At 70.0% G+C, this 21327-nt stretch carries 21 protein-coding genes; 9 read left to right on the top strand and 12 right to left on the bottom strand.

What is annotated here, in order from left to right; genetic code table 11:
• Positions 1 to 248 precede the first annotated feature (248 nt).
• Positions 249 to 1286 (top strand): PQQ-dependent sugar dehydrogenase, encoded by a 1038-nt coding sequence (locus tag ACZ7CD_RS13595; protein WP_458429356.1) that lies wholly within the window; start codon positions 249 to 251, stop codon positions 1284 to 1286.
• Between the two features lie 116 nt (positions 1287 to 1402).
• Here the strand turns inward: ACZ7CD_RS13595 and ACZ7CD_RS13590 are convergent, their stop codons facing one another.
• From ACZ7CD_RS13590 to ACZ7CD_RS13580, 3 genes are all read right to left on the bottom strand, one after another.
• Positions 1403 to 2539, bottom strand: a complete 1137-nt coding sequence (locus ACZ7CD_RS13590) for a polysaccharide deacetylase family protein (protein WP_360385970.1) — start codon at positions 2537 to 2539, stop codon at positions 1403 to 1405.
• Between the two features lie 82 nt (positions 2540 to 2621).
• The gene (locus ACZ7CD_RS13585) at positions 2622 to 3323 is read right to left on the bottom strand and encodes a class F sortase (RefSeq protein ID WP_360385972.1); all 702 of its coding nucleotides are present in this window, start codon (positions 3321 to 3323) and stop codon (positions 2622 to 2624) included.
• On the bottom strand, positions 3320 to 4684 hold the full coding sequence (locus ACZ7CD_RS13580; protein ID WP_458429355.1) for an MSCRAMM family protein: 1365 nt from the start codon (positions 4682 to 4684) through the stop codon (positions 3320 to 3322). Before ACZ7CD_RS13580 ends, ACZ7CD_RS13585 begins: the two co-directional genes overlap by 4 nt.
• A gap of 354 nt (positions 4685 to 5038) precedes the next feature.
• Between ACZ7CD_RS13580 and ACZ7CD_RS13575 the strand changes: the two genes are divergently transcribed.
• Together ACZ7CD_RS13575 and ACZ7CD_RS13570 are read left to right on the top strand one after the other, a co-directional pair.
• Complete coding sequence (locus ACZ7CD_RS13575) at positions 5039 to 5842, top strand: Bax inhibitor-1/YccA family protein (protein ID WP_360385976.1); 804 nt, start codon at positions 5039 to 5041, stop codon at positions 5840 to 5842.
• A gap of 94 nt (positions 5843 to 5936) precedes the next feature.
• Complete coding sequence (locus ACZ7CD_RS13570) at positions 5937 to 6326, top strand: GNAT family N-acetyltransferase (RefSeq protein WP_470378975.1); 390 nt, start codon at positions 5937 to 5939, stop codon at positions 6324 to 6326.
• Here ACZ7CD_RS13570 and ACZ7CD_RS13565 read toward each other — a convergent pair.
• The 3 genes from ACZ7CD_RS13565 to ACZ7CD_RS13555 form a co-directional block, all read right to left on the bottom strand.
• Positions 6323 to 6535: a hypothetical protein gene (locus ACZ7CD_RS13565; protein WP_360385980.1), complete on the bottom strand. Its 213-nt coding sequence runs from the start codon at positions 6533 to 6535 to the stop codon at positions 6323 to 6325. The genes ACZ7CD_RS13570 and ACZ7CD_RS13565 overlap by 4 nt on opposite strands.
• A gap of 167 nt (positions 6536 to 6702) precedes the next feature.
• Positions 6703 to 7923 carry an acetyl-CoA C-acetyltransferase gene (locus tag ACZ7CD_RS13560; RefSeq protein WP_458429354.1) on the bottom strand — a complete coding sequence of 407 codons (1221 nt, stop codon included), beginning with the start codon at positions 7921 to 7923 and terminating at the stop codon, positions 6703 to 6705.
• 92 nt (positions 7924 to 8015) lie between these two features.
• On the bottom strand, positions 8016 to 8888 hold the full coding sequence (locus ACZ7CD_RS13555; RefSeq protein ID WP_360385984.1) for an SGNH/GDSL hydrolase family protein: 873 nt from the start codon (positions 8886 to 8888) through the stop codon (positions 8016 to 8018).
• A gap of 115 nt (positions 8889 to 9003) precedes the next feature.
• Between ACZ7CD_RS13555 and ACZ7CD_RS13550 the strand changes: the two genes are divergently transcribed.
• The 3 genes from ACZ7CD_RS13550 (at position 9004) to ACZ7CD_RS13540 (ending at position 12785) form a co-directional block, all read left to right on the top strand.
• The gene (locus tag ACZ7CD_RS13550; RefSeq protein ID WP_360385986.1) at positions 9004 to 10374 is read left to right on the top strand and encodes a cystathionine beta-synthase; all 1371 of its coding nucleotides are present in this window, start codon (positions 9004 to 9006) and stop codon (positions 10372 to 10374) included.
• Between the two features lie 88 nt (positions 10375 to 10462).
• A complete protein-coding gene (locus ACZ7CD_RS13545) occupies positions 10463 to 11542 on the top strand; it encodes an RDD family protein (RefSeq protein ID WP_360385988.1) in 1080 nt (359 codons plus the stop codon).
• A 97-nt stretch (positions 11543 to 11639) separates the two neighbouring features.
• A complete protein-coding gene (locus tag ACZ7CD_RS13540; protein WP_360385990.1) occupies positions 11640 to 12785 on the top strand; it encodes a cystathionine gamma-synthase in 1146 nt (381 codons plus the stop codon).
• Between the two features lie 258 nt (positions 12786 to 13043).
• Here the strand turns inward: ACZ7CD_RS13540 and ACZ7CD_RS13535 are convergent, their stop codons facing one another.
• Complete coding sequence (locus tag ACZ7CD_RS13535; RefSeq protein ID WP_360385992.1) at positions 13044 to 13292, bottom strand: hypothetical protein; 249 nt, start codon at positions 13290 to 13292, stop codon at positions 13044 to 13046.
• Between the two features lie 54 nt (positions 13293 to 13346).
• Complete coding sequence (hppD, locus tag ACZ7CD_RS13530; protein ID WP_458429351.1) at positions 13347 to 14528, bottom strand: 4-hydroxyphenylpyruvate dioxygenase; 1182 nt, start codon at positions 14526 to 14528, stop codon at positions 13347 to 13349.
• Positions 14529 to 14602: 74 nt separating this feature from the next.
• On the opposite strand from hppD, the gene ACZ7CD_RS13525 reads away from it, so the two are divergent.
• A complete protein-coding gene (locus ACZ7CD_RS13525; RefSeq protein ID WP_458429350.1) occupies positions 14603 to 15112 on the top strand; it encodes an Lrp/AsnC family transcriptional regulator in 510 nt (169 codons plus the stop codon).
• 24 nt (positions 15113 to 15136) lie between these two features.
• Here the strand turns inward: ACZ7CD_RS13525 and greA are convergent, their stop codons facing one another.
• Positions 15137 to 15634, bottom strand: coding sequence for a transcription elongation factor GreA (greA, locus tag ACZ7CD_RS13520; RefSeq protein ID WP_360385997.1), 498 nt, complete (start codon positions 15632 to 15634; stop codon positions 15137 to 15139).
• Positions 15635 to 15818: 184 nt separating this feature from the next.
• Positions 15819 to 16241, bottom strand: a complete 423-nt coding sequence (locus ACZ7CD_RS13515; RefSeq protein ID WP_360385999.1) for a DUF4307 domain-containing protein — start codon at positions 16239 to 16241, stop codon at positions 15819 to 15821.
• 96 nt (positions 16242 to 16337) lie between these two features.
• Here ACZ7CD_RS13515 and mca point away from each other — a divergent pair, with 96 nt between their 5' ends.
• The gene (gene mca, locus ACZ7CD_RS13510) at positions 16338 to 17207 is read left to right on the top strand and encodes a mycothiol conjugate amidase Mca (protein ID WP_360386001.1); all 870 of its coding nucleotides are present in this window, start codon (positions 16338 to 16340) and stop codon (positions 17205 to 17207) included.
• Between the two features lie 2 nt (positions 17208 to 17209).
• Positions 17210 to 17458 carry a hypothetical protein gene (locus ACZ7CD_RS13505; protein WP_458429349.1) on the top strand — a complete coding sequence of 83 codons (249 nt, stop codon included), beginning with the start codon at positions 17210 to 17212 and terminating at the stop codon, positions 17456 to 17458.
• A gap of 48 nt (positions 17459 to 17506) precedes the next feature.
• Here ACZ7CD_RS13505 and ACZ7CD_RS13500 read toward each other — a convergent pair whose 3' ends face one another.
• Together ACZ7CD_RS13500 and ACZ7CD_RS13495 are read right to left on the bottom strand one after the other, a co-directional pair.
• Complete coding sequence (locus ACZ7CD_RS13500; RefSeq protein ID WP_470378974.1) at positions 17507 to 19975, bottom strand: polynucleotide kinase-phosphatase; 2469 nt, start codon at positions 19973 to 19975, stop codon at positions 17507 to 17509.
• Positions 19975 to 21312 carry a 3' terminal RNA ribose 2'-O-methyltransferase Hen1 gene (locus ACZ7CD_RS13495; RefSeq protein WP_360386004.1) on the bottom strand — a complete coding sequence of 446 codons (1338 nt, stop codon included), beginning with the start codon at positions 21310 to 21312 and terminating at the stop codon, positions 19975 to 19977. The genes ACZ7CD_RS13500 and ACZ7CD_RS13495 overlap by 1 nt, the downstream gene beginning before the upstream one ends.
• Positions 21313 to 21327 lie beyond the last annotated feature (15 nt).

Below are 21327 nucleotides of genomic sequence, written 5' to 3'. Positions count from 1 at the left end.
CGCGGCTCTTCCGTGGGGCGCGGCGGCGACTTTCACCGTAGGACGTCCCGCGTGGATCGCGCTAGACCGTTCACAAGGTTCCCAAAGATCATCGGAGCGGAACCGCCTTTCAGGCCTTGCAAGACGGATGGTTGTATCGAAACATCCGATGAGCGTTGTGGGTTTGTGCGAGCTGTGATTGGGTAAACACGCCCTGCAACACCTCCGCCGCAGACTGAAACCACGAGCGGACCCGAAGGAGAGCACACATGCGTGCTCGTCGTATCGCGGCAGCGGCAGCCTGCACCGCCGTCGCCGCCTCCCTCTGCGTGATCCCGGCCTCCGCGCAGGACGGACCCTCCGCGCAGGCCGAGCGGACCCTCGCCAGCGGGTTGGACATCCCCTGGGACATCGAGTTCCTGCCCGACGGCAGCGGCATCTTCACGGAACGGGACACGTTCAAGATCAAGAAGCTCAGCGGCACGACCGTGACCGAGCTCGACACCGTGGAAGCGGCCCAGAGCACGGGCGGTGAGGGCGGACTGCTCGGCCTCGCGGTGTCGAAGACGTTCGCGACCGACAACTCGGTCTTCATCTACTACTCGACGGCGACCGACAACCGGATCGCCAAGCTCGCGCTGGGCGGCACGCCGCAGCCGATCGTCACCGGCATCCCGAAGAACCGCTACCACAACGGCGGCGGCCTGGAGTTCGGTCCGGACGGCTACCTGTGGGCGACCACCGGCGACGCGCAGAACACGGCCAACGCGCAGAACTGGAACTCGCTGGGCGGCAAGATGCTGCGCTTCGACACCGCGGGCAGGCCGGCGAGCGGCAACCCGCGCGCGAACAGCGTCGTGTACACGATCGGCCACCGCAACCCCCAGGGCATCACCTGGGTCGGCACCACCGCGTACGCCACCGAGTTCGGCAACAACACGACCGACGAGATCAACCGCATCGAGGCCGGGAAGAACTACGGCTGGCCGACGTGCGAGGGCAACTGCAACGTCGCCGGCATGACGAACCCGGCCGTCACGTGGTCCAACCGGCTGGCGGGCCCGACCGGCATCGCCCTGCACAAGAACGCGCTCTACGTCGGCGCCGTCACCGGCCGCCGGATCTGGAAGATCCCGGTCAACGGCACCACGCTCGGCACGCCGCAGGCGTTGTTCACCGGCGCCTACGGCCGGGTGCGCTCGATCGCTCCCGCACCGGACGGCACCCTGTGGTTCGGCACGTCCAACCAGGACGCCAACGGCCAACCCGGTTCGACCGACGACCGCATCGTCTCCACCGACGCCTGACCCACCCGTTCGCGCACCGCTGCTTCGGCACGCGGGGACCTTTCGTGCGCTTCTGGGGTACGAAGGGTCCCCGCGTGCCGTAGGCGGACACGAGTGGGTGACGTCGGGAGGTGGGGTCAGTTGCGGGCGGCGGGCATTCGGCGGAGCTGGTCGAGGACCGCCGGGTCCTGCAGCTGCATCCACTGGATGACCTCGGTGTAGGTGGCGCACACCGTCTCCGGCTTGCCGCACACCTCGCCGAGGAACTGCTCCATCGCCGTGGAGAACGCCGACCCGTTCCACTCGTTGAAGTGGTTGCCGATCACCAGCGGCGCGCGGTTGCCGTTCAGCGCCGCCCGGTACACCGACCGGTACGTGTCGACGACGATCTGCGTGAACTCCGGGGCGCGCGCCGGTTCCTCCTTGGCGCCGTTGAGCGCGTACCAGAGGTTGAAGTCCATCATCACGACCTGCCGGCCCAGCGCGGGGACGCGCACCTCGGGCATCGGGAACTCGTACAGTCCCCTTTGGACGGACGGCCACTGGACGCCGAGCGCGACCTGGCTGGTGTCGTAGACCAGGCCGTGGGCGGCCATCGCAGGGAAGGCCTCGTCCCAGTTGCCCTCCAGGCACGGCGTCCGTCCACCCCGGACCGCGTCGGCGGGCAACCGGAAGCCCTCGGACCGCGCCTTGTCGACGATCAGGCGGAACTGCGCCAGCTCCGCGTTCCAGGCGGCGTTGTCCCACTTGTCCACCGAGGGCTGGCTGCCACCGGAGCAGAAGTGGCCGTTGTAGTGCGTGCCGATCTCGTGGCCGTCGGCGATCACCTGGTTCAGGTAGCCGATCCTGGCCTCGATGTCCTGCCTGCTGCCGCCGAAGTCGATGTCCGACCGGCCCCGCTTGAGACCCGCGGGCGGCTGGTACAGCGTCCGGTCCTGGTCGGCCAGCATGTACACGCCGGACAGCAGGCCGGTGACGTGCGCGCCCGTCTGCCTGGCGACCGGGAGCACCTTGTCCCAGTGCTGCTTGGACACCGCGCCGTCGAAGGAGAAGAGCACGAACTGCGGCGGCTTCTCACCCTGCGCCAGCTTGTGCATCCACGGTTGCTTCGCGAGCTGTTCCGGCGTGGGGCCGGGCACGCGCGGCGCGGGCCCGGACTCCTTCGGAGTCGGAAGGCGGGGCGCCATCGGCAGCGGGCCGTTCTCCGCCTGCTGGTCCGGGTCGTCGTGCGGACTCAGCGTCATCACCAGCACGAGTGCCAGTGCCAGAGCCACGCCCGTGGTCAACCATCCCCAGCGCTTCACACAGTAGGAGACGATCGGTCACCCGAACGGGTTGCGCCGGGGAGGCGATTGGTCACCTGACGGGGTCGGCGATCACCACTCGGTTCGCCTCGTAGCCCTGCTGCCCACCGATCCAGGTACCCCCGCACGTGACCAGCACCAGCCGGTGCGGGCCGCGCGGCCCGAAGAGCTCCAGCGCGCGGGCCGGCAGCTCCTCCTTGCGGACCGTCTCGATCTGCCGGATCTTGAACCGGAACTCCTCGCCCGCGCTGTCGGCGACGACGACCTCACGGCCGTTCTGCGCCTGCCACAGCTCGGCGAACGGTCCCTTCGCGCCCTTCCAGTCGACGTGCCCGGCCAGCACGGTCGCGCCCTCGGCGCCCGCCAGCTCGGTGCCCCACCAGGTCGCCTCGCCGATGCCGTCGGGCACCGGCAGCACGCCGTCCTTGACCTCGCGCCGCACCAGAGTGGCCGAGCCACCGGCGGGCAGCCGCACCGAACCGGGACCGGCCTTGGGCGGCGCGGGCTGTTGCTGCTGCGGTGGTGCGGGCTCGACCGGCTTGGCGTTGCCGGTGTTCGCGCCGCCGATCAACCCGGTGAGGTCGGCGCCCCTGCCGGTGCTCATGCTGTCGCCGACAGGACCGGGCCCGACCACGGGGATCTCGTCCGCGACCGGCCGTCCCGCGAGGACGTCGGTCTCGGACGAGGTGACCAGCACGCTGGTGGCGGCGACGCCCACCACCAGCACGCCGGTCAGGAAAGCCCGGGAACTCACTGCCTGCGCCACACCAGCAAGCCTGCCAGTGCCCCGCCGAGCAGCACCAGGCCACCCACCGAGAGCAGCAGACCGGGGCGCAGCTGCGAGTCGAACGACGCGGTCGCGACCGGCGTGCTGCCCTCCGTGCCCGCCGGGATCGTGCTGGGCACGACCGGGGTGTTCGGCTTGTTCACCAGCTCCAGCGCGAGCGTCGAGCCGGGGCCGACGGACCCGCACGCGGCCGGTGGTGCCTTCGCGTCGAAGAACTCCTCATACCCCTTCGGCGCGGCCACCTCGACGAGGCAGATCTCCTGCGGCGTGCGCAGGTCCGGCACCTCGACCGTGCCGTCGGCGCCGGTCTGCAGCACCAGCGGCTTGCCGTCCGTGCCGACCAGCGGGCTGTCGTCCTGCTTGAGCGCGGGGCTCGTCTGGTCCTTGGCGGTGACGCGCAGCGCGACGCCCGCGATGGCCTTCTTGGTCTCCGAGTCGATCTTCGTGATCTTCACGGCGCCCGGAGCGGTCTTGGCCTGGGCGTTGGCGGCGGCGGTCAGCTTCTTCTCGCCGCCGGTGGTGACGATCCGCTGCATGTTCTCGGTCTGGATCGGCTGGTGCACGACCGGCTTGTCCGCGGGGGAGTCGGCGGTGACCGCGATCGCCGGCTTCGGGCCGGTGGGGACGACCTTGAGCGCGACCGGGCTGCCGTTCGCGTCGGTGGTGACCTTGCCCTCCGCGCTGCCGTCGACGAGCGTGGCGTCGGTCAGCGCGAAGCTGATCGGCGCGCCGGAGACGCCCTTGTCGTTCTGCTTGAGCAGCGACACGGTCCACGTCGACTCGGTGCCGATGACGAGCGGTTCCTGCGGCGCGGTCGCGGCGAGCTTCCACGGGCCGCGGTTGGCCTCGGCGTCGGCCCGCATCCGCGCGACGGCCTCCAGCACGGGCGCGGGCAGCCGGGCGGCGTACCACTCGGCGTTGTAGGCGAGGTAGCGCGGGTCCTTCGTGTCGAAGTTCACCGCACCGTCCGGTGCCGCGGTCCAGCTGTGCAGCAGGTGCGCGAGCGCCGCCGCCTCCTCCGCCGACTTGGTCGTGGAGTAGCGCAGCAGGAGGTAGGAGATGTTCGCGGCCACGTCGGGCGCGAGCTTCTTGCCCGCCTTGGTCAGCAGCTCGTCACCGGGCTGGTAGCCCACCGCGCTGTCGGGAGCGGGCAGGGCGTACTGCACGCACCACACGTGCTTGTCCTGCCACACGTACGACCCGTGCCACTCCGAACCCGTGGTGGCGTTGGGCTGGACCTCTGTCGCGTTGTAGCCGATGCCCTTGACGCCGACCGCTGTCGCCGTCGCGGGGGCGGTCAGGAGCGCGAGCCCCGAGACCGCAGCCACTGCGGCAAGACGTTTCCAGCCCATGGTGAATCGTGGTCCCCTCTGACCTGTACATATCCCGCGTGCGAGCTTGTCGGTAGCCCACTTCGGGGACAAGCCGCCACGAGGGGGAACTAGGGCGCTGCGCAGGGTGTGATCGTGAATGTTATGTGATCGGCGTTACGCGCACGGGGCCGGACACGCCGCAACACGCCGTGGTCAGGTCACGCTCCGGAGTCTTCGCGCGAGTTCGCACACTATTAGCGCACGTGTGATCGCTTGTGCGAGTAAAGTCGGCTTTACCGACGGGGAACCTGGCACCCAGCGTGCTCGTTGTACCCGTGACGGCGTAAAGCAACGCCCCAGGAGGACCAGGTGCGCTCCAGCAGCAACCCGGCTTTCCGTAACCTGCCGACCGGCGGCGGGTACGGAGGCTATGCAGGCTTCGGACAGCCCGAAGCCGGCTACCAGCAGGCCCCGCCGCCGCTGACCAGCGAGCGGCCGATGACGATCGACGACGTCGTCACCAAGACCGGCATCACGCTGGCCGTGGTGGCGGTCACCGCCGTCATCACCTACCTGATGCAGGCTTGGGTACTGCTGTTCCCGGCCGCGATCATCGGACTCGTGCTCGCGCTGATCATCTCGTTCAAGCGCGTCCCGAGCCCGCCCCTCGTCATCGCCTACGCCGCCGTCGAGGGTGTCTTCCTCGGCGCGTTCAGCGGGATCATCGGGCGGCTGATCGACGGCTGGACCGGCAACCCCGGCCAGGGTGTCGTGGTGATCGGCCAGGCGATCATCGGCACGATCGGCGTCTTCGCCGGCATGCTGGTCGTCTACAAGACCGGCGCGATCCGCGTCACGCCGAAGTTCACGAAGTGGATCACGGGCGCGATCATCGGCGTCGCCGTCCTGATGCTCTTCAACCTGATCATGAGCTTCTTCACGACCGGCGGCCTCGGCCTCCGCTCCGGCGGCACGCTCGCGATCATCTTCAGCCTCGTCTGCATCGGCCTCGCGGCGTTCAGCTTCCTGATCGACTTCGACGCCGCGGACCAGGCGATCCGGGCCGGCGTGCCGGCCAAGTTCGCGTGGCAGATCGCGTTCGGTCTCACGGTCACCCTGGTGTGGCTTTACACCGAGATCCTGCGCCTGCTCTCGTACTTCAACTCGGACTGACGTCCGGGCATCCGATCGGAGGGCGTTCCGCTGCGGCGGGGCGCCCTTCTGCATTTGTAGGCTGGGTCGCGTGGAAAACGGGTACCGCCTGGAGATGAGTCCGCCGACCGTCGACGACTACCTGCGCCTGCGCGAGGAATCCGGCCTGAGCGCGCGCAGTCGTGAGGAAGCCGAGAACGGCATCAACGGCGCGTGGGCCACTGTTCGCGCGATTCACGCGGAATCAGGCGAAACCGTGGGCATGGGTCGCGTGCTGAGCGACGGTGGCTGGTACTTCCACATCATCGACATGGCGGTGTTGCCGCGCCACCAGCGCAAAGGCATCGGTGACGCGATCATGACCGCATTGCTGGACCGCATCGGCGACCACTCGCCCGACGCGTACGTCAGCTTGCTCGCCGACCCGCCCGGCCGTCGTCTCTACGAACGGCACGGCTTCACCGAGAGCGCCCCGGTGTCGGTCGGCATGCGGCTCGTGCGCTAGACCCGCCAGCGCACGTCCGGCAGCTCGGTGCCGATTTTGATCAGGCAGTCCGTGCAGAGGGCCCCCACCTGCGAACGCGACACCCGTTCATCGGGCACCGAGTGCTCGCACACCGCCTCGTAGAAACTGCGGCGGGAACCACGGGCCTGGTCGAGCGAGAACGCGTGGCATTGCAGGTCGTATTCGCTTTGCCACCACACATAGGGCATGTCCCAACCTCCTGACTCGTCGGTAGGGACGGACTTCCCCTCGCCCGATGACGCCATTGCTGGACGATTCAGGTCATCGGCAGAACGGTGGTGGGCAAGTAGCTCCGTTCGGGTGAAACGGAGCTACTTGCAAGTGGCAAATTGCAGATCTTGGAATCGGTCCAGGATCAGCTGAGGCGTTCCAGCACCATCGCCATGCCCTGGCCACCGCCCACGCACATCGTCTCCAGACCGAACTGCTTGTCGTGGAACTGGAGCGAGTTGATCAGGGTCGTGGTGATCCGCGCGCCGGTCATGCCGAACGGGTGGCCGACGGCGATGGCGCCACCGTTCACGTTCAGCCGGTCCAGGTCGATCCCGAGGTCCTGGTAGGACGGGATCACCTGGGCCGCGAACGCCTCGTTGATCTCCACGAGGTCGATGTCGGAGATCGACAGGCCCGCCAGCGCCAGCGCGCGCTTCGAGGCCTCGACCGGGCCGAGGCCCATGATCTCCGGCGACAGGCCGGAGACGCCGGTGGAGACGATCCGCGCCAGCGGCGTGATGCCGAGCTCGCGGGCCTTGGTGTCGGACATGACCACGAGGGCGGCCGCGCCGTCGTTGAGCGGGCAGCAGTTGCCGGCGTTGATCCGGCCGTCCGGGCGGAACACGGGCTTGAGCTGTGACACGGCCTCGTAGGTGACGCCGGCGCGCGGGCCGTCGTCGGTGGAGACGACAGTGCCGTCCGGCAGCGTCACCGGGGTGATCTCGCGGGCCCAGAAGCCGTCGGCGATCGCCTTCTCGGCGAGGTTCTGCGAACGGACGCCGAACTCGTCCATCTCCTTGCGGGAGACGCCCTTCAGCAGTGCCAGGTTCTCCGCGGTCTGGCCCATCGGGACGTAGACGTCCGGCAGGGCACCGGACACCCGCGGGTCGTCCCACGTCGAGGCGCCGGAGGCGGCGACGGAGGCCGTGCGGGCCTCGGCGTCGGCGAAGAGCGGGTTGTGGGTGTCCGGCCACGAGTCGGAGCTGCCCTTGGCGAAGCGCGACACCGTCTCGACGCCCGCGGAGATGAACACGTCGCCCTCGCCCGCCTTGATGGCGTGCAGGGCCATGCGCGTGGTCTGCAGCGACGAGGCGCAGTAGCGGGTGACCGTCGTGCCGGGCAGGGTGTCGTGGCCCAGCAGCACGGACACGACGCGCGCCATGTTGAAGCCCTGCTCGCCGCCGGGCAGGCCGCAGCCGAGCATCAGGTCGTCGATCTGCGCCGGGTCGAGCTGCGGCACCTTGTCCAGCGCCGCCTTCACCATCCGCGCGGCGAGGTCGTCGGGCCGCACGTCCTTCAGCGAGCCCTTGCCCGCGCGGCCGATGGGGGAGCGGGCGGCGGAGACGATCACGGCCTCAGGCATCGGGGAGCTCCTCGTTGGGGGTCAAGGTCGCAGCCGAGCCTAGTTAACGCCCGCTCACCCCGGCCAGCGCACGTGACGAGGATTTCCGGAACTCACGCGTGCCGCCGGTGCAGCCACGCGGGCCACCGCGACGCGCCCACCGCCAGCGCCGCCGCCGAGCGCAACGGCACCGGCGCCGCCGCCCACTCCGGCAGGAACCCCGCCACCCGGCACAACGGCGCCAGCAGCACACCGGCCGCCGCCTCGTAGCCGGCGGCGCTGGGGTGGAAGCGGTCGGAGCTGAACATGTCGGCGTGCCGCGCGGTGAACTCCGGTGCCAGCAGGTTCCCCAGCGGTACCGCGACACCGCCGGCCCGCCGCACCTGCGCCGTCTGCGCCGCCGCCAGCCGCAGGCTGTACCGCCGCCCGATCGCCCGCAGCGGCTGCGGGATCGGCCGCACGATCCCGAGGTCGGGGCAGGTGCCGACCACGACACCGCACCCGGCGGCGCGCAGCCGGCGGACCTGCTCGCCCAGCAACGCCGCCGAGTCGCGCACCCGCGTCCGCGTCGTCACGTCGTTCGCGCCGATGATGACCAGCGCCGCCTGCGGCTCGCCCGGCAGCGCCGCGTCGACCTGCGGCACCAGGTCGCGGGTCGTCGAGCCGCTGATCGCGTACGTCGACAGCCGCACCGGCCGGTCCGCCTCCTCGGCCAGCGCCCCGGCCAGCAACACGCCCGGCATCTGCGAGGGGTGCGTCACACCGACGCCGACCGCCATCGAGTCGCCGAGCACCGCCAGCCGCAGCGGGTCCCGGCCGTCGTCGCGGTACACGCCGTCGGGTGCGGGCCACAGGTGTTCCAGCACGCCGATGGCCACGCGGGCCCGTCTGCCCTGCTCGTTCAGCAGCCCGACGAGCGCCCCGGACAGCCCGCCGAGCGTCGCGGCGGTCATGGCGGCCGCGCGCAGGTGTCCCGTGCCGAGCATCCGCACCACCCCCTCTCCCCTGGAATCGTCGGCATCACCGTTCGAATCAACCTCCGCTGCCACTAGAGCTACGCTTCGTGCGCTATCTCGGAGAGTGGGAGTGGGGAGTACAGCGGTGGAGTACGTCGAGCACGTCGTCGACCTGGTGGGCAACACGCCGCTGGTCAAGCTCAACTCCCTGACCTCGGGCATCAAGGCGACCGTCCTGGCCAAGGTCGAGTACCTGAACCCGGGCGGCAGCGTGAAGGACCGCATCGCGCTGCGCATGGTGGAGGCGGCCGAGAAGTCCGGCGAGCTGCAGCCCGGCGGCACGATCGTGGAGCCCACCTCGGGCAACACCGGTGTCGGCCTCGCGCTGGTCGCCCAGCGCAAGGGCTACAAGTGCGTGTTCGTGTGCCCCGACAAGGTCAGCGAGGACAAGCGCAACGTCCTCAAGGCCTACGGCGCCGAGGTCGTGGTGTGCCCGACCGCCGTCGCGCCCGAGCACCCGGACTCGTACTACAACGTCTCCGACCGGCTGGTCCGCGAGATCCCCGGCGCGTGGAAGCCCAACCAGTACGCGAACCCGGAGAACCCGGCGAGCCACTACCACCAGACCGGCCCCGAGGTGTGGCGCCAGACGGCGGGCAAGATCACGCACTTCGTCGCGGGCGTCGGCACCGGCGGCACGATCTCCGGCACCGGCCGTTACCTCAAGGAGGTCTCGGACGGCGCGGTGAAGATCATCGGCGCGGACCCGGAGGGCTCGGTCTACTCCGGCGGCACCGGCCGGCCGTACCTCGTCGAGGGCGTCGGCGAGGACTTCTGGCCGGAGACCTACGACAAGACCGTCTGCGACCAGATCGTCGAGGTCTCCGACGCGGACTCGTTCGACGTCACCCGGCGCCTGGCCCGCGAGGAGGGCCTGCTCGTCGGCGGCTCCTGCGGCATGGCCGCCGCCGCGGCGCTGCGCATCGCCCGCGACCTGCCCGAGGACGCCGTCGTGGTCGTGCTGCTGCCCGACGGCGGCCGCGGCTACCTGTCGAAGGTCTTCAACGACCGCTGGATGGCCTCCTACGGCTTCCTGCCGCCCGACTCGACCGGCGCGACCGTCGGCGACGTGCTGCGCCGCAAGGGCGGCCAGCTGCCCGACCTGGTGCACGCGCACCCGAACGAGACCGTCGGCGACGCGGTGGCGATCCTGCGCGAGTTCGGCGTCTCGCAGATGCCCGTCGTGAACGCCGAACCGCCGGTCATGGCGGCCGAGGTCGCCGGCGCGGTCAACGAGCGCGACCTGCTCGACGCGCTGTTCACCGGCAAGGCCCAGCTGGCCGACCGCCTCGACAAGCACATGGGCGCACCGCTGCCCACGCTGGGCGCCGGTGAGCCGGTGAGTGTGGCCATGAACGCCATGACCCACGCCGACGGCGCGCTGGTGCTGGAGGACGGAAAGCCCGCCGGTGTCGTGACGAGGCAGGACATTCTCGGTTTCTTGGCTGGTCGCTGAACGTAGAAGGCCGTACGTCCGATAGCGTGACGCCCCAGATCAACCAGACTCATACACACACGGCCCAGCCAAGGGGGTTGGAAACCGGATGAACGCTCCGCAGCCGCCAGGAAATCCGTTCGGCGGTCAGCCGCAGCACGAGCAGCCAAACGCGGACGCCACGCAGGTCGTCCCAGGAGGTGGGCAGCCGCAGGCGTCCCACAACCCGGACGCCACGCAGGTCGTCTCGCCTGGTCAGACGCCTGCCGCGCCGCAGCAGAACGCGGACGCCACCCAGGTCGTCAGCCCGGGGCAGGTGCCCCCGGCCGGCGCTCCCGGCTCCGGCGGTTTCCCGGCACAGGGTCCCGGCTCCGGCGGGTTCCCCGCCCAGCAGCCGCCCCCGTACGGTGCTCCGCAGCCGCCCGCCTACGGCGCTCCGCAGTCGAACCCGTACGGGCAGCCCGTGCAGTCCAACCCGTACGGCCAGCCCGCGCAGTCGAGCCCGTACGGCCAGCCGCAGCAGCACCAGCAGCAGCCCTACGGCGCTCCGCAGAGCTCGCCGTACGGTCAGCCGCAGCAGCAGCCCTACGGCCAGCCCTCCTACGGCGGCGCTCCCGGCTTCCCGCCGCCGCCTCCCACCGGTTACGCCGAGTGGGGTTCGCGGTTCGTGGGCTACCTGATCGACGTCGCGGCGCCGGTCGTCGTGGTGTGGCTCGTCGCGTTCGTGCTGGGCCTCGTCGGCGCGGGCATCGGCCCCGACGCCGCGTGGATCTTCGCGATCATCGGCATCGTGCTCTACCTGGCGCTGTTCGGGTTCTACATCTGGAACCTGATCATCAGGCAGGGCGCGACCGGTCAGACGATCGGCAAGAAGATCGCCAAGATCAAGCTCGTCTCCGAGGAGACGCTGCAGCCGCTCGGCGCCGGCACCACCTTCGTGCGCCAGCTGTGCCACGTCGTCGACTCGCTGCCGTGCAACGCGGGCTTCCTGGCCCCGTTGTGGGAGCCGAAGAACCAGACCTGGGCCGACAAGATCATGAAGACCATCGTGATCAACGCCCCGGAGACGGCCTCGCCGTACGGCGGTGGCACCGGCGGCTTCCAGCAGCCGGGCACCGGCGGCTACCCGCAGCAGGGTGGCTACGGCCAGCCGCCGCAGCAGGGCTACGGCCAGCAGCAGGGTTGGTAAGACCTCACCAGCAACAGCCCCCGGTCCCTGTGACCGGGGGCTGTTCTGTTCCGCACTCCTGCCGGTCGGCGGCCGGACGGGTGAGTACCCTGCGGACATGAGCACCCCATACGGCTTCGCGACCAGGGCGATCCACGCCGGTCAGGACCCGGACCCGACCACGGGTGCGGTGAACGTGCCCATCTACGCGACGTCGACGTACGCCCAGGACGGCGTCGGTGGGCTGCGCCAGGGCTTCGAGTACTCGCGCACCGGCAACCCGACCCGCCGCGCACTGGAGACCGCCCTCGCCTCCCTGGAACGCGGCCGCTTCGGCCGTGCGTTCTCGTCGGGCATGGGTGCCACCGACACGGCCCTGCGCGCGTTCCTCAAGCCCGGCGACCACATCGTCATCCCGAACGACGCCTACGGCGGCACGTTCCGCTTGATCGACAAGGTCTTCTCGCAGTGGGGCGTCACCCACTCGCCGGCCCCGGTCTCCGACGTCGACGCGATCCGCGCCGCCATCACGCCGGCCACGAAGCTCGTGTGGATCGAGACGCCGACCAACCCGCTGCTGAACATCGGCGACATCGCCGCGATCGCCGAGGTCGCCCACTCCGCGGGCGCCAAGCTGGTGGTGGACAACACCTTCGCGTCCCCGGCCCTGCAGACCCCGCTGGAGCTCGGCGCCGACGTGGTGCTGCACTCCACCACCAAGTACGTCGGCGGCCACTCCGACGTCGTCGGCGGCGCCCTCGTCACCTCCGACGAGGAGACCGACGCGGCGTTCGGCTTCCTGCAGAACGGCGCGGGCGCGGTCCCCGGCCCGTTCGACGCCTACCTGACCCTGCGCGGCCTCAAGACGCTCGAGCTGCGCATGGAGAAGCACTCCGACAACGCGGAGCTGGTCGCCGAGGCCCTCACCCGCCACCCGCGCGTGAAAAAGGTCATCTACCCCGGCCTGGAGTCGCACCCCGGCCACGCGGTGGCGGCCAAGCAGATGCGCCGCTTCGGCGGCATGATCTCGTTCCTCGTCGAGGGCGGCGAGGAGGCGGCGCTCGCGGTCTGCGCGCGCACCAAGCTCTTCACTTTGGCCGAGTCGCTCGGCGGCGTCGAGTCGCTGATCGAGCACCCCGGCAAGATGACGCACGCCTCGACCGCGGGCTCGATGCTGGAGGTCCCCGCCGACCTGGTCCGCGTCTCGGTGGGCATCGAGTCGGGCGACGACCTGGTGTCCGACCTGCTGGCCGCCCTCGGCTAACCCCGCCCACCGCTGCCCCACCGCACGCGGGGCCTCACCGCACGCGGGGCCCTTTCGTGCGCTCCTGGTGTACGAAAGCTCCCCGCGTGCACTTTCAGGAGCACGAAAGTTCCCCGCGTACACCAGGAGTACGAAAGCTCCCCGCGTGCGCTCCTGGTGCACGAAAGGGCCCCGCGTGCACTCCGAGCAACGGGAAGAGGGCGTCTGCAAGTACGGCCAACGTGGAGTTGGTGGTACTTGCAGACGCCCTCAGCGCTACTACGGCTTCTTCGAGCCGCCGAACCTGTCCACGTTGTCCGCGGTGTCGGCTGTGGGCGCCGCCGGTAGGTCGGCGCCGTTGACGCAGCCGCCGACGAACTCGATCGACTCGCCGGTGCGGACGAAGCGGCCGGCCTCGTCGCAACCCGCGTGGGCCACGGTCAGGAACGCCGCGCCGGTCAGCGCCGCAGCCGTGGTCACGGCTCCGACCAGCGGAATCACCGCGGCCACGCGTCGTACGAGTGCCATGCCACCTCCCCACGATGTGAGTCCCCCGTAAGGCAGCCTACCGGGGAACGCGCATCAGAGGTTGCCGCGGCGCTCCTGTTCCCGCTCGATGGCCTCGAACAACGCCTTGAAGTTGCCCTTGCCGAAGCCCAGCGAGCCGTGCCGTTCGATCAGCTCGTAGAACACGGTGGGGCGGTCGCCGATCGGTTTGGTGAAGATCTGCAGCAGGTAGCCGTCCTCGTCGCGGTCGACCAGGATGCGGTGCTCCTTGAGGACCTCGATCGGCACGCGGACCTCGCCGATGCGGGCGCGCAGCTCGGGGTCGTCGTAGTAGGAGTCCGGGGTCTCCAGGAACTCCACGCCCGCCTCGCGCATGGCGGTGACGGTCTTGATGATGTCGTTGGTGGCCAGCGCGATGTGCTGGACGCCCGCGCCCTCGTAGAACTCGAGGTACTCGTCGATCTGCGACTTCTTCTTGGCGACCGCCGGCTCGTTCAGCGGGAACTTGACGCGGTGGTTGCCGTTGGAGACGACCTTGGACATCAGCGCCGAGTAGTCGGTGGCGATGTCGTCGCCGATGAACTCCGCCATGTTCACGAAGCCCATGACGCGGTTGTACCACTCGACCCAGTAGTCCATCTTGCCGAGCTCGACGTTGCCGACGCAGTGGTCGACGGCCTGGAACAGGCGCTTCGGCGCACCCTCCGGCCGCTTCACGGTCGACGTCTTGGCCACGTAACCGGGCAGGTAGGGGCCGGTGTACTTCGAGCGGTCCACCAGGGTGTGGCGGGTCTCGCCGTAGGTGGCGATGGCCGCGAGGCGGACGGTGCCGTGCTCGTCGGAGACGTCGTGCGGCTCCTCCAGGACGGTCGCGCCCTGCGCGCGGGCGTGCTCGATGCACTGGTCGACGTCGCCGACCTCCAGCGCCAGGTCGACGACGCCGTCGCCGTGCTTGCGGTGGTGGTCGAGCAGCGGGGAACCGGGCTGCACGCCGCCGTGGATCACGAAGCGGGCCGAGCCCGACTTCAGCACGAACGACTTGTGCGTGCGCTGGCCGGTCTCGGGGCCCGCGTAGGCCACGAGCTCCATGCCGAACGCCACCTGGTACAGCCACGCGGTCTGCGTGGCGTTGCCCGCGACGAACACCACGGCGTCCATGGCGCGCACGGGGAAGGGGTCCTTGGTCGCGTCGTAGTCGACCAACCCCACGAGCTGCCGGAGCTGGTCGTAGCTCACGTCGTCAAGCTGCTGCGTCATGCTCATCAGCATGAGATGACCCGACAGGGTGAGCAACAGTCTTCAATTTTCCTGCGCATTTTGTACAGTGATGCGTGGCCGAAGACCAGCAGAGTGAGCACTCTGACCAGACAGTCGACGAACTGGACGCACGGCTGCTGCTGCTCCTCACCGACGAGCCGCGGCTGGGCGTCCTCGAATGCTCCCGCAGGCTCGGTGTCGCACGTGGCACCGTGCAGGCCCGGCTGGACCGGCTGACCGGCCGCGGTGTGCTCACCGGGTTCCCACCCGCGCTGGACCTGGGGGCGATGGGCTACGGGCTGACCGCGTTCGCGACGGTCGAGATCGCGCAGGGCCGCCGGCAGGAGGTGTGCGAGGGCCTGGCCGCGATCAGCGAGGTGTGCGAGGTGCACGCCACGACCGGGCAGGGCGACCTCTTCGTGCGGATGGTCGCGCGGTCCAACGCGGACCTGCAGCGCGTGGTCGACCATATCGTCGACGTGCCGCACGTGCGCAGGCTGTCGACCTCCATCGCGCTCTCCACGCCGGTGCCGCCGCGGGTGCGACCGCTCCTGGAACGCGTGAAGGGGCGGTCACCGCAGTGACCGCCCCTCCGCAACGTCGTGTGATCAGCCCGAGTACGGCACCGCGGAGATCAGCGTGACCTTCTGGAGCTTGCCGTTGGGCAGCTCGTACTCGACGGTCTCGCCGTCCTTCGAGCCGTTCAGCGCCTTGCCCAGCGGTGAGGACGGGGAGTAGACCTCCATCTCGCCGTGCGCGCCCTCTTCCCGCGTCGCCAGCAGGAAGGTCTCGGTCTCGTCGTCGCCCTCGTAGCGGATCGTGAGCACCGTGCCCGGTGCCGCGACACCCTTCGTGGTGGGAGCTTCGCCGACCTTCGCGGCCTGGAGCAGCTCGTGCAGCTGGCGGATGCGCGCCTCCTGCTTGCCCTGCTCCTCGCGAGCCGCGTGGTAGCCGCCGTTCTCGCGGAGGTCGCCCTCTTCGCGACGAGCGTTGATCTCGGCAGCCATGACCGGGCGGTACGCGATCAGTTCGTCCAGCTCAGCCTTGAGCCGGTCGTAGGCCTCCTGGGTCAGCCAGGTCACCTGGGTGTCGCTCACGGTCACCAACTCCTCGTCTTGCTCCGGCGCACGCGTGTGTGCCAGATAGTTCCCGGGCCGCCAGCCCGGAACGGAAAAACACGGCCCGCGCCGGGGCCGTGCTTGAGCTGCAATAGTAACACGGAGACAACGTTCAGCGACGGCGATTTGTTCCTCATCTCGCCGCTTAAACCGCAGATCACCCGCTTGGCCGCTAGGTCGTGGACAAGTAGGCGGGAACCTGGTAGGAGCAGCCGAACACTTCGCCGGTGACCGGCGGCTTCGAACCGCGAACAACAGTTGTCTCGACAACGGTCGAATTCCCCGGCGGGATCAGAACTTCACGCCGACCCGCTTCGTCCCCGTCCTTGGACCGGGCCCGAATGATGCAGACGGCCGGTCGCTCCGGTTGGTCTCGGGAAACCTGGAAAGTGACCTGCACCCGCTCGCTGTCGAGGATCTGGAACGCCGTCTGTTCGGCCTCGATCGGTTTTGTGCCGAGATTTCGGTAACCGACGAACGCGACGACCGCACCGACCACCACGGCTACGGCGAGTAACGCCCACCGCGCGAGCCTGGGCATCGCCGCGCGGCTGCTCTTGCCGTACCGCCCCTCGGGGAGAGCGCGCTGTGCCACTATCCCGCGCCTCCTCAAGCCTCTGGGGAACAATGGTGCTCGACGTTCAGTTGTTGAGTGTCGCAGGACCGTTCACACAGGAGGACCACGGGGGTCATGGCCGACAAGCTGCGCCTTATGGCAGTGCACGCACATCCCGACGACGAGTCGAGCAAGGGCGCGGCCACGATGGCCCGCTACATCGCGGAAGGGCACGACGTCATGGTTGTGACCTGCACCGACGGTGGTGCGGGCAGCATTCTGAACCCGGCGATGGACAAGCCGGACGTGCTCGAGAACATCATCGAGGTCCGCCGCGAGGAGATGGCCAACGCGGCCAAGATCCTCGGCATCCAGCACCGCTGGCTGGGCTTCAAGGACTCCGGTCTGCCCGAGGGCGACCCGAAGCCGCCGCTGCCCGAGGGCTGCTTCGCCCTCGTCCCGCTGGAGGAGTCGGTCCCGTCGCTGGTCGAGGCGATCCGCGACTTCCGCCCGCACGTGATCGTCACCTACGACGAGAACGGCGGCTACCCGCACCCCGACCACATCCGCACGCACGAGATCTCGATGGCCGCGATCGACGCGGCCGCCGACGCCTCGTACAAGCCGGAGCTCGGCGGGGCGTGGGACACGGTGAAGGTCTACTACTCGCACGGGTTCTCCCGCGCGAAGCTGGTGGCGTTCCACGAGGCGCTGGAGGCGCGCGGCCTGGAGTCGCCCTACACCGAGTGGCTCGCGAACTGGGACGCCGCCCGTCCCGACGTGATGGACCGCGTCACCACCCGCGTCCAGTGCTCCGAGTACTTCGACGTCCGTGACGAGGCCCTCAAGGCCCACGCCACCCAGATCGACCCGACCAGCCGCTGGTTCGCCATCCCGATGGACATCCAGGTCGAGGTGTGGCCCACCGAGGAGTACGAGCTCGTGCGCTCGCAGGTCGACTCGACGCTGCCCGAAGACGACCTGTTCGCCGGAGTTAAGGTCTAGGGGTGAACCCCTGGACCGACACGGTTGCGATCGTCGCTGTTCAGCAGCCGTCGAACACGAACGACGACAAGGGCGGCCAGGGGGAGGACTTCGGCAAGTCCTCCCCGGTCGGCCTCGTCCTGCTCATCCTGTTCTTCGTCGCCGTGTTCTTCCTGGTGCGCTCGATGAACAAGCACCTGAGGAAGCTGCCCGCGTCGTTCGACGAGCCGGCGGAGACCGCGGAGCCGGCGAAGGCGCCGAAGAAGGACTGACCGGGTTCCGGCGCACGCCCGCCAGGAGGCAGGCGTGCGGCCCGGCCGTCACAGGCGCGGGTCCACCGGTTCCGACTCCAGTGCCAGCACGCCGAACACGCATTCGTGCACGCGCCACAACGGCTCGCCGCGTGCTGCCCGTTCCAGCGCCTCGATGCCCAGTGCGTACTCGCGCAACGCCAGCCCGCGCTTGCGGCCGAGGCTGCGCTTGCGCAGACGGGCCAGGTTCGCCGGCTCGGTGTAGTCGGGGCCGTAGATGATCCGCAGGTACTCGCGCCCGCGCACCTTCACGCCCGGCTGTGCCCGCCGGGTCAGGTTCGCCAGCGGCTTCACGACCATCCCCTCACCGCCGTCCGCTGTCAGCGACTCCCACCACTCGACCCCGCGCGCCACCGAGGACTCGTCGGTGACGTCGACCACGAGGTGCCGCGTCTGCTGCCACAGCGGACCCTCCAGCGCACCCAGCTTCTCCAGGTGCCACAGGTGCGAGCGGTCGTGGAACGTCTGCCCGGCCGCCGCCAGCAGCTGGAACGGTGCGATCCGCACGCCCTCCAGGCCGTTCGTGGGCCAGCAGTAGCGCGAGTAGGCCTCCTGGTACGCAACGGCGTTCGCGGCACGACGCGAAGTACGCGCCAGCAGGTCCGACACGTCCACACCACGGGCCGCCGCAGCCGACAACGCCTCGACCGCCACCGGCAGCGCGCCACCGGCCGCCGCGCCGACCGCCGCGTACTGCTCGCGGATCAGGCCGGAGGCCTTGGCGTTCCACGGCAGCAGCTCGGCGTCGAGGAGCAGCCAGTCGGTGGCGAGCTCGGCGAACAGCGGCCGGACGGCCTCCCGCACCCGGTCGAGCAGCTCCTCGCCCAACGCGCCGTCGAAGAACGCGCGGCCGGTGCGCGTGTACACCGCCCCGCCCTCCTCGCGCACCAGCAGCACCGCGCGGGAGCCCATGTGCTTCTCCTCGCAGATGACCTGCGCGACACCGGCCGCGCGGTACTCCGCGAACGCGTCGGAGGGGTGCTCCAGCACGTCCTCGTGCCGCGAGGTCGCCGTGGGCGCCATCGTCGGCGGCAGGTACAGCAGGTCGTGCGGGTCGATCGCGAACCGGCTCATCACCTCCAGCGCCGAGGCCGACTGCTCCGCGCGCACCGTCACCGCGCCCATCACCGACGTCTCGATCCGGCGCAGGCCGGTGACGTCGGTCAGCGACAGCACGTCCGGCGTGCGCTCGGCGACCGGCGGCGGGAACGGCCGGTCGTTCTCGTACCAGACCTGGTGCGCCTTGACGGAGACGAGCTCCTTCTCCGGGTAGCGCAACGCGGTCAGCTTCCCGCCGAACACCACGCCCGTCTCCAGGCACATGGTGTTGTTGACCCACTCGGCCTCGGGCACCAGCACGTGCCCGTACAGCACCATCGCGGAGCCGCGGTAGTCGTTCGCCCACGGCAGCCGCACGGGCAGGCCGTACTCGTCGGTCTCGCCGGTCGTGTCGCCGTAGAGCGCGAAGCTGCGCACCTTCGCCGACGCACGGCCGTGGTAGCGCTCGGGCAGGCCCGCGTGCGCCACGACGAGCTTGCCGTCGTCCAGCACGTAGTGCGCGATCAGCCCGTCGCAGAACTTCTGCGCAGCCAGGCGGAACTCCTCCGGCTCGTGCGCGAGCTGCTCCAGCGACTTCTCCAGCCCGTGCCGGACCGTCACCTTGTGCCCGCGCAACGCGCGGACCAGCTTCTCCTCGTGGTTCCCGCGCACGCTCAGCGCGTGGCCGTTCGCGACCATGCCCATGACGAGCCGCAGCACACCGGGCGTGTCCGGGCCGCGGTCGACCAGGTCGCCGACGAACACGGCCCTGCGGTCACCCGGCGGCAGCGCGTCGACCGCGCGCCCCTCCTCGTCGCGGACCAGCGCGTAGCCCAACTCGGTGAGCAGCTCCTCCAGCTCGGCGCGGCAGCCGTGCACGTCACCGATCACGTCGAACGGGCCGGTCTCGTGCCGCAGGTCGTTGAGCAGCCTCTCGTACACGATGGTCGCGTTGTCCACATCGGACTCCGAGCGCAGCACGTGCACGCGCTTGAAGCCCTCCTTGCCCAGATGCTTCAACGACCGGTGCAACGCGGCCCGGTGCCGCTTCACGACGTGCGCGCCGAAGTCGCGGTCCGGCCGCGATGCGTTGCGCCGCAGGCAGACGTCGGCCGGCGTGTCCAGCACGATCGCCACCGGCAGCACGTTCGCGCGCTTCGCGACCTCGACCAGCTTCGCGCGGTCGGGCGCCTGCACGTTGGTCGCGTCGACCACGGTGACCTTGCCGGCTTCCAGCCGCTTCGCCGCGACGTGGTGCAGCACGTCGAACGCCGCCGCGGACGCCGACTGGTCGTTCTCGTCGTCGGAGACGAGCCCGCGGAAGTAGTCGCTGGACAGCACCTGCGTGGGCAGGAAGTGCCTGCGCGCGAACGTGGACTTGCCCGAGCCGGAGGCGCCCACCAGCACCACCAGGCACAGGTCCGGGATCTTCAGTTCCATCAGTTCTCCGCCCCCAGGCTGAACACGGCCATCTGGGTCGGTGCGCCACGTTCGGCGTCCTCCGGCCCGATCGGCACATGTCGCACGGTGTAACCGCGTCGTGCGGCCACACCTCCCGCCCACTCCCGGAACTCCGCGCGAGTCCACTCGAAACGGTGGTCGGAGTGCCGCAACCGGCCCTCCGGCAACGTGTCGAAGAGCGGGTTGTACTCCACGTTCGGCGTGGTCACGAGGACCGTCGCCGGGCGCGCGACCACGAACACCGAGTGCTCCAGCGCGGGCAGCCGCGACGGGTCGACGTGCTCGACGACCTCCATCAGCACCGCCGCGTCGTACCCGGCGAGCTCGGGGTCCGCGTAGGTCAGAGCCGACTGCCGCAGCGTGATCCGCTCGCGCGCCCGGTCGTTCACGCGGTCGAGCTTCAGCTTGCGCGCGGCCTCCTGCAGCGCCTTCGCGGACACGTCGACGCCGTGCAGCTCGGTGAACTCGGGTTCGTCGACGAGCACCCGAAGCAGTGCGCCCCCGCCGCAGCCGAGGTCGAGCACGCGCTTGGCCCGCGCCTGCTTGAGCGCCTCGACCACGGCCACCTTGCGCTGCGCGGCGAGCGAGACCTCCGGTTCGGCCAGCGCGTTGTCCAGCTCCTCCGGCTCGACCTCGTCGACCTCGGCGAGCCGTTCCAGCGCCGACAGCACCAGCGGCCGCTTGCGCGCCAGGTACCGGGTGGTGATCAGCTCCTTGTCCGGGTGCCGCGCCAGCCAGCCGTCACCGGCCTTGAGCAGCTTGTCGACCTCGTCGGCGGCGACCCAGTAGTGCTTGCCGCCGTCGAGCACGGGCAGCAGCACGTACAGGTGCCGGAGCGCGTCGCTGAGCTTGACCGTGCCGGTCAGCGTGACGTCGCCGTAGCGGGAGTCGCCGTGCTCGTCGACCTCGACGGTCCAGCCCAGCGGCGTGAACAGCCGGTCGGCGAGCCGGTGCGGCAGCGCGGGAATGCGGACCACCAGCGGGATCGGCGTGCGCGCCAGCTCCGGGTAGCTGTCGCTGCGGCCGTTCATGGCGGTGCGGAACACGCTGCCGAGCGCGACCGTGAGCAACGACCCGGCCGCGTACGGGCGGTCGTTGACGTACTGGGTGAGCGTGCTGCCGGGACCTCGCACCAGCGCGACCGGGTCGACCTCCAGCAGGAGGGCGACCGTGCACTCCTCGTGCGTCGCCTTCGGGTAGAAGACGTGCGCGACACCCGAGCTCGTCGTGAACGACTGGGCCCGGTCCGGGTGCTTGTGCAGCAGGTGACCGAGGTCGGTCGCCGGCCGGTGGGTGGTGGTCATGGTGAGCAACACCCGGTCGAGTCTGAT

Source organism: Lentzea sp. NPDC036949 (assembly GCF_055608075.1).
Note: the sequence above shows the minus strand (reverse complement) of the source record. Positions and strands in the feature narration are given on the sequence as shown.

Bases quoted from the DNA above. Each gene is read 5' to 3' on its own strand.
- ACZ7CD_RS13565 (WP_360385980.1), bottom strand. From the start codon at position 6,535: ATGCCCTATGTGTGGTGGCAAAGCGAATACGACCTGCAATGCCACGCG.
- ACZ7CD_RS13570 (WP_470378975.1), top strand. From the start codon at position 5,937: ATGAGTCCGCCGACCGTCGACGACTACCTGCGCCTGCGCGAGGAATCC.
- mca (WP_360386001.1), top strand. From the start codon at position 16,338: ATGGCCGACAAGCTGCGCCTTATGGCAGTGCACGCACATCCCGACGAC.
- hppD (WP_458429351.1), bottom strand. From the start codon at position 14,528: ATGACGCAGCAGCTTGACGACGTGAGCTACGACCAGCTCCGGCAGCTC.
- ACZ7CD_RS13545 (WP_360385988.1), top strand. From the start codon at position 10,463: ATGAACGCTCCGCAGCCGCCAGGAAATCCGTTCGGCGGTCAGCCGCAG.
- ACZ7CD_RS13560 (WP_458429354.1), bottom strand. From the start codon at position 7,923: ATGCCTGAGGCCGTGATCGTCTCCGCCGCCCGCTCCCCCATCGGCCGC.
- ACZ7CD_RS13540 (WP_360385990.1), top strand. From the start codon at position 11,640: ATGAGCACCCCATACGGCTTCGCGACCAGGGCGATCCACGCCGGTCAG.
- ACZ7CD_RS13500 (WP_470378974.1), bottom strand. From the start codon at position 19,975: ATGGAACTGAAGATCCCGGACCTGTGCCTGGTGGTGCTGGTGGGCGCC.
- ACZ7CD_RS13595 (WP_458429356.1), top strand. From the start codon at position 249: ATGCGTGCTCGTCGTATCGCGGCAGCGGCAGCCTGCACCGCCGTCGCC.
- ACZ7CD_RS13555 (WP_360385984.1), bottom strand. From the start codon at position 8,888: ATGCTCGGCACGGGACACCTGCGCGCGGCCGCCATGACCGCCGCGACG.
- ACZ7CD_RS13535 (WP_360385992.1), bottom strand. From the start codon at position 13,292: ATGGCACTCGTACGACGCGTGGCCGCGGTGATTCCGCTGGTCGGAGCC.